Origin of the sequence: Actinomadura sp. KC216 (assembly GCF_004348535.1) — a bacterium.
Lineage (GTDB): Bacteria > Actinomycetota > Actinomycetes > Streptosporangiales > Streptosporangiaceae > Spirillospora.
Window position 1 is genome coordinate 1 of record NZ_SMJX01000422.1, and the last position, 6,046, is coordinate 6,046.

Consider the following 6,046-nt stretch of genomic DNA (forward strand, 5'->3'; position numbering starts at 1 on the left):
CTCAGCATGCTGCGCCAGGCGGGCGGCGTCAGCACCAGCGCAGGACCGGCGGGGTCCTTGGAGTCGCGGACCGCGCGAAGGTCGCTGGACAGGGCGGCCACCTCGACGCACTGGTCGCCGCTCCCGCTGTGGGACGACTTGCGCCAAGCGGCACCGGTGAGTTCGCGCTGCAGGTTGGTCACGGGCTGCTCCTTGCTGCCTCGGCTATGAGGTGCGCGGAATCCTCGGGGGACAGGGCGACCGCCTCGATCCGATCGAAGCGATCCCTATGTTTTGCTATTGCCTCAGCGCTCTCAAGGTAAACGTCGCCCATGGTGCCCTCTACGTAGGCGATATCGGGGTCTGCGGGGTCTGGATACGACAATATGGTGAATCGTCCATCGAGGCCCGCATGCTCCCGCGCCGTATACGGAAGTACCTGAATCGTGACGGATGGGCGAGTGTTCACGGCGGTGGCGAGGGCCTCCAACTGGGCGCGCATCACCTTCTCACCGCCGATCGGACGGTGCAGCACCGCCTCGTCGAACACGACGTGCAGGCGCGGCGCGTCCGTCCGGTCCAGCAGCGCCTGCCGGATCTTGCGGGCCGCGATGCGGCGCTCGATGTCCTCGGGGCCGGGCAGCAGCCGGCCCGCCGTGATCACGGCCCTGGAATACTGCTCGGTCTGCAGCAGCCCGTGGACGAGCTGCGGATCCCAGGTGCGGATGTGCGACGCCTCATCCTCGAGCGCGACATAGCTGCCCGCGAAGACGTCCTGGTAGGCGGTCCACCAGCCGCGCTGCCCGGCCTGCCGGGCGAGCGTGATGAGCGCGTCGCGGTCGGGGCTGGGCACGCCGTAGAGATCGAGGATGTCGGCGATGTCACCGGGTTTGGGCCGGGTCTGGCTGGTCTCTAGCCGGGAGACGGTGGCCCGCGACCAGTCGAGCCGATCCGCCACCTCCTGCAAGGTCAGGCCCTGCTCCTCTCGCAGCTTGCGCAGTTCCCGCGCCAGGCGGCGGCCACGGACGGTGGGGCGGTAGGTCATGGGAGTGGAGTCTTACCACTCTTGACGCGCGTCACAACGCGATTGACGAACCCGGCAGGAAGGGTAGAGCAATTCCGCAAAGGCTGTTGCGCTCGTGAGAATCTCACGACACGCTTGGCTCCGTAACGACCGGGGGACCGACAGTGACGAGCGGGCCGGTCGCGCGCCCGAAGGAACGCGGGAGGAACCCGTGAAGAGCTCGACAGCCGGCCTGACGGCCGAGACCATGGCCGACGCGATGGCGGGCGGCGACGGCGCCGACCGCGCCGTGGCCGGAACCATGCCCGGGTGGGTCTGGGCCCTGCCGGGCGGCGCCGGATGCGCCGGCCATGCCCGCCGCGTCCTGGGCGACGCGCTCGCCTCGCTGGACGTCCCGCGCGACGCGATCGCCGACGCGCAGCTCATGGTGAGCGAGCTGGCGACGAACGCGCACCAGCACGCGGGCGAGCACGGCCCGCACGAGCTGTGGCTGTATCTCGGCGAGATCGAGACCGGCGACGACGATCCGGACGGCGAAGGCGGCGAAGGCGCGCCCATGGACGGTGCGGGCGGCGAGGTGCGGTGCGCGGTCTTCGACGCGTTCCCCGACGCCGCGCTCCCCGGCTACTCGTGGACGTCCGGCGACTGCGGGCGCGGGCTCAGCATCGTCCGGGAGCTGTCCGGAGGGCGCTGGGGCATGCGGCGGACGCGATCGCGGCTCGGGCCGTCCGTCCGCGGCAAGGCCGTCTGGTTCGCCGTGCCCGGCGCCACCGCGTCCGCCGCCCTCCGCTGACCCTCCTCCGCCCTTTGCGCCGACCTCTGCGTCGGCCCCCTGCCCGGCCACCGCCTGGACCGTTCCGCGAGCCGCGACGCCCTATGCTCTGGGTGCGTGCTCGACGTTCCGCGGCTCGTGGTGGCCGCCCCTTCCACCGGAAGCGGTAAGACGACCGTCGCGACGGGCCTGATGGCCGCGCTCGCCGGCCGCGGCCTGGCGGTCTCCCCGCACAAGGCCGGGCCCGACTACATCGACCCCGGCTACCACGCGCTCGCCACAGGACGTCCCGGACGGAACCTCGATCCCTGGCTGACGTCCGAGGAACTCGTCGTCCCGCTGTTCCTGCACGGCGCCGACGGAGCGGACATCGCGGTCGTCGAAGGCGTCATGGGCCTCTACGACGGCGCCGCAGGGCTGGGATCCTCCGACGCGGCCGGTGGCGGCGACTACGCGTCCACGGCGCACGTCGCGACCCTTCTCGACGCGCCCGTCGTTCTCGTCGTGGACGCCTCCGCGGCGGCCGGACGCTCCGTCGCCGCGCTCGTCCACGGCTTCCGCTCGTACGGGACGGTCAGGTTCGGCGGCGTGATCCTCAACCGGCTCGGCTCGGACGGCCACGAGCGCATGTGCCGCGACGCCGTCGAGGACCTGGGCCTGCCCGTGCTCGGCGCGCTCCGCCACCACGACGACGCGGCGGCGCCGTCCCGGCATCTCGGGCTCGTCCCGGCGGCCGAGCGGCGGGCGGACGCGGTCGGGGCCGTCCGGCGGCTCGGCGACCTGATCGCCGCGTCCTGCGACCTGGACGCGATCCTCGCCCTGGCCCGCGCGGCGCCCCCGCTGACCGCCGGGCCCTGGGACCCGGCGCAGGCGGTGGGACCCCGGGCGGAGGGGGTGCGGCGCCCGCGGATCGCGGTCGCCGGAGGGCCCGCGTTCACGTTCGGGTACGCGGAGAACGAGGAGCTTCTCGCGGCGGCGGGCGCCGAGGTCGTCCGGTTCGATCCGCTCCGGGACGAGAAACTCCCCGAAGGGACGAGCGGCGTCGTCATAGGGGGAGGGTTTCCCGAGATGCACGCGGCGGAGCTTTCGTCCAACGAGCCCCTGCGCCGCGAGCTGGCCGCCTTTGGCAAGGCGTCGCGTCCGATCTACGCCGAATGCGCGGGCCTCCTCTATCTCGCGCAAGAGCTGGACGGCGCCGCCATGTGCGGCGTCCTGGACGGAGTGAAGGCGACCATGGCCTCGCGGCCGACACTGGGCTATCGTGCCGCGGTGGCGGTGGCCGACTCGGTCGTCGCTCGCGCGGGCGAACGGGTACGCGGCCACGAGTTCCACAGCACGGTCACCGAACCCGTCCACGGGGACACCGCGGCCTGGCAGTGGGCCGCGTCCGGTCCCGTGGGGTTCGTGCAGGGCGATTGTGTCGCGTCCTACCTTCATGTGCATTGGGCGGGGGCGCCCTGGTTCGCGAGCAGGATGGTCAACGCCTGCGGAGACGCCCGCGGAGAAGGGGAGCGCGAGTGAACGGCTTCGACGGAAGCGTCCGCCTGGAGGGGGAGCGGGTCGTCCTGCGGACGTTCGGCCTGGACGACGCTCCGGGGCTGATCGAGGTGATCCGCGCCGGTGAGGACTTCCTGCCGCCGAGCTTCCCGACCGTGCTGGAGGCCGAGCCCATCGCCTGGTTCCTGAGCGAGGGCGTCAACAAGGTCCAGCGCTACGGCCTGGGCATCCACCTGGCGGTGACCGGCCGCGACAGCGGCGACCTGCTCGGCACCATCGGGCTGTTCAAGGTGAACTGGGAGCATCTGACGAGCGAGGTCGGCTACGGGCTGCGCCCGGCGGCGCGCGGGCGCGGCTACGCCACCGAGGCCCTCGGGCTCATCTCCGAATGGGCGCTGCGCGACTGCGGTCTCTTCCGCGTCGAGCTGCGCGCCATGGTCACCAACCACGCGTCCATCCGCGTCGCGGAGAAGAACGGCTACGTGCGCGAGGGCATCGCGCGGGGCGCGGAACGCGAGGACGGCGCCAACCGGGACATGATCGTCTTCAGCCGGATCGCGAGCGACCCGCCGCCGCCCGGGGCGCGGGTCGGATCGGGGGTCACCGGCGCGCCGCGGCGGCGGTCAGGCGGCGGCTTCGAGAGGCTCGACGCCGAGGACGAGGAGGGACGGCCCGGGTGATCGACGCGGACAGGACGCTCGTGCTCTACGGCGAGGGCGCGCGGGAGGCGGCCCGGCGGATGCTGCCGGGGCTTCCGGACGCGCGGTTCGTCCCGGCCGGGGCGTCCGGCGAGCCCGGCCCGGCGCGGCTGCGCGCGGCGTTCAAGGAGGCGGTCAGGGCGGAGCTCGCGCAGGTCGTCCTGGTCGCCGGGATGGCCGAGCAGGCCCGCTTCCTCGGCGGCGTGTGGGGCGTCGCGGGCGTGCTGGAGTCGATCACCCTCGACATGGGCGGGGACGCCGCGCTGGCCGCCACCGTGGCGGAGGCGCCGACGCTGCGGGATGCCTACGACAGGTGGGAGGCCGCGGGCGTGCTCGGCCCCTGCGGCCGGGAGATGTGCCGCCGGACGGCCGGGGAGCTGGAACGGCTCGCCGCCGAGGCCGCGGGGACGCCCGCCAGCCCGGTGGCCGCGCAGGTGGTCATGCTCGACCCGCAGGGCGAGCGCATGGTCGGCATGTACGGGCGAATGGCCCGGTAGGCACGAGGCGGGGTTGGCGATGCTCACGGTCGTCGGCCGCAACGGTTCACCGCTCAGCGAGGCGGCCCGGGCGGCTCTGGAAGGCGCTGCGCTGGTGGTGGGGGAACCCGGCCGCCTCGACGGTCTGCCCATGGTGCCGGAGGCCCGGAAGGTCGCCACCGGCGATCTGGCGGAGGCGCTGCAAGGCGTCGACGTCACGGACCAGAACGTCGTGCTCGTCGTGGACGGCGATCCCGGCTACTTCGGGATCCTCCGGATGCTGCTCGAACAGGGGCATGCCCCAGACGTACTGCCGTCCGCGCCGATGGTGGCGCGGGCCTTCGCCCAGGCGGGACTGCCCTGGGACGACGCGCTCATCGTCTCCGCTCGCGACGGACACCTCAGACAAGCCGTCAACGCCTGCCGAGCCCACCCGAAGGTGGCCGTGCTGACCGGGCCGGGCGCGGGCCCGGCGGAACTGGCGCGCGCGCTGTTCCCCGTCACCCCGCGGTCGTTCGTCGTCTGCGAAGACCTGGACGGGCCGGGGGAGCGGGTCGTGTACGTCCGTCCGGCCGAGGCCACGACCCGTCCGTGGAGCGACCCGGATGTGGTGCTCGTCCTGGACAACCGGCACGCGCTCGGCGAACCGACCTGGATCTCAGGGGCCGCGCCGGGCCCCGCCGGATGGGCGCTGCCCTCGGACGCCTTCGGCGATGGAGCCGGTCCGCGGCCGGACGTCCGCGCCTTCGTCCTGGCCAGGCTCGGCCCGAGGGTCGGCGACATGGTGTGGGACGTGGAGTCCGGCGACGGCTCGGTCGGCGTTGAATGCGCGCGGTTCGGCGCCGCCGTCGTGGCCGTCGACCGCGACTACGCGACGTGCGAGCGGATCCGGGAGAACGTCCGCCTGCACGGGGTCAAGGTCGCGATGGCGTCCGGGGACGTGCGGTCCACGGCCGGGCACCTGCCCGAGCCCGACGCCGTGTTCGTCGGCCCGGGGTTCGCCGGTCCGGCCGGGCCGGACGCCGTCCGGACGTGCGCCGCCCTCAGGCCGTCCAGGCTCGTCGCCATCGCGGCCTCTGCGTCGCCGCAAGCGGCCTCTGCATCGGCGCAAGACGACGCCGAGACCGCGCAGGAGATGATGGACGCGCTGGCCGAGCACGGCTTCACCGCAGAGGCCGTCCAGCTCCGGGCGACCCCATTGGACGCGGGGCCAGAGCAGCCCGACGATCCCGTGATCGTCGTGTGGGGTGAACGGGACGCCCGCACGTGGGGACGGCACGCGTCCCAGACCATCCGCCGCATCGAGACCATCCCCGCTCTGCCGGTCGAGTCCGGCGAGTAGAGCATCCCCGGCGATACAGGCGAGACAGGGATGTAACGCCTCGCAAGCCGTGAAACCCTGGTAGCCGTCCTGGAAGCGACGCAGGAGGCGCAGTTGACCGTCCCGACCGGCCTTCCCGGCATCGACCTCCGGCATCACGGGGACACGGAGGTCGGCGACGGGCTCGCCGACTTCGCCGTCAACGTCCGGACGGGCATGCCCCCGGCCTGGCTGGCCGAGCGGATCCGCGCGTCCGTCGCGGACCTCGCCGCCTACCCC

The 6,046-nt window shown here is 73.3% G+C and carries 7 protein-coding genes and 1 pseudogene; 6 read left to right on the top strand and 2 right to left on the bottom strand.

Going from position 1 to position 6,046, the window contains the following annotated elements; genetic code table 11:
* Together E1264_RS38945 and E1264_RS38950 are read right to left on the bottom strand one after the other, a co-directional pair.
* On the bottom strand, positions 1–182 hold a 182-nt coding region (locus E1264_RS38945; RefSeq protein ID WP_132181987.1), incomplete at its 3' end, for a DUF397 domain-containing protein.
* A complete protein-coding gene (locus tag E1264_RS38950) occupies positions 179–1,024 on the bottom strand; it encodes a helix-turn-helix transcriptional regulator (protein WP_132181989.1) in 846 nt (281 codons plus the stop codon). The genes E1264_RS38945 and E1264_RS38950, both read right to left, overlap by 4 nt.
* 190 nt (positions 1,025–1,214) lie before the next feature.
* Between E1264_RS38950 and E1264_RS38955 the strand changes: the two genes are divergently transcribed.
* From E1264_RS38955 to E1264_RS45730, 6 genes and pseudogenes are all read left to right on the top strand, one after another.
* Entirely contained in the window at positions 1,215–1,796 is a 582-nt protein-coding gene (locus E1264_RS38955; protein ID WP_132181991.1) for an ATP-binding protein, read from the top strand.
* A gap of 96 nt (positions 1,797–1,892) precedes the next feature.
* Positions 1,893–3,296, top strand: a complete 1,404-nt coding sequence (locus E1264_RS38960; protein ID WP_132181993.1) for a cobyrinate a,c-diamide synthase — start codon at positions 1,893–1,895, stop codon at positions 3,294–3,296.
* Complete coding sequence (locus E1264_RS38965; protein ID WP_132181995.1) at positions 3,293–3,952, top strand: GNAT family protein; 660 nt, start codon at positions 3,293–3,295, stop codon at positions 3,950–3,952. Before E1264_RS38960 ends, E1264_RS38965 begins: the two co-directional genes overlap by 4 nt.
* Positions 3,949–4,467: a hypothetical protein gene (locus tag E1264_RS38970; protein ID WP_132181997.1), complete on the top strand. Its 519-nt coding sequence runs from the start codon at positions 3,949–3,951 to the stop codon at positions 4,465–4,467. The genes E1264_RS38965 and E1264_RS38970 overlap by 4 nt, the downstream gene beginning before the upstream one ends.
* Before the next feature lie 19 nt (positions 4,468–4,486).
* A complete protein-coding gene (locus E1264_RS38975; protein WP_132181999.1) occupies positions 4,487–5,788 on the top strand; it encodes a bifunctional cobalt-precorrin-7 (C(5))-methyltransferase CbiE/decarboxylating cobalt-precorrin-6B (C(15))-methyltransferase CbiT in 1,302 nt (433 codons plus the stop codon).
* Between the two features lie 93 nt (positions 5,789–5,881).
* A pseudogene (locus E1264_RS45730) lies at positions 5,882–6,046 on the top strand (aminotransferase); the annotation flags it as partial.

Excerpts from the sequence above, each read along its gene's own strand:
- E1264_RS38950 (WP_132181989.1), bottom strand. The coding sequence starts at position 1,024 with ATGACCTACCGCCCCACCGTCCGTGGCCGCCGCCTGGCGCGGGAACTG.
- E1264_RS38975 (WP_132181999.1), top strand. The coding sequence starts at position 4,487 with ATGCTCACGGTCGTCGGCCGCAACGGTTCACCGCTCAGCGAGGCGGCC.